The 447-nt window shown below is 51.5% G+C and carries 1 protein-coding gene; it reads right to left on the minus strand.

Annotation, left to right across the window (positions count from 1 at the left end; all coding sequences use genetic code 11):
- On the minus strand, positions 1–447 hold a 447-nt coding region (locus tag MU407_RS14540; RefSeq protein WP_246958445.1), incomplete at both ends, for a hypothetical protein.

A 447-nucleotide genomic window follows, 5' to 3' on the forward strand; every position in this document is an offset into this window, starting at 1 on the left:
GCTTTCTCTCGTGCATTTTTTCTCTCTTCTCATCTCTTCTCCTTCTCTCTTTCTCTCCTGCTTCCTGTACCTTATCTCCTCCCCCGTTTTCTCCCGTCTTCTCTCTTCTCTTTTTCCCTCCTCTCTTTTTTTCCTTTTCTCCGTCTCTCTTCCTTCCCTTTTCTTCTTTCTTTCTTCTTTTCCCTCTTTCCTCCCTTCCTCCCTCGCCTTTTCCTCCCCTCCTCTTTCCTTTTTTTTTTCCCCCTTTCCCCCTCTTTCCTTCTCCTCCCTCTTCTCCTCCTCTCTCCTCTCTCTCTCCCCTCCCTCTCCCCCTTCTCTCTTCCTTTTCTCTCCCCGTCCCTCTCTTTCCTCTCCTCCCTTCCTCCACCTCTCCGCTTCTTTCCCCCCTTCTCTCTTCTCTTCTCCCCTCGGGGCGCCATGACTTCCGAAGCCTTGCTAGGAGAGATC

This window comes from Brachybacterium sp. Marseille-Q7125 (assembly GCF_023062615.1).
Taxonomy (GTDB): Bacteria; Actinomycetota; Actinomycetes; order Actinomycetales; family Dermabacteraceae; genus Brachybacterium.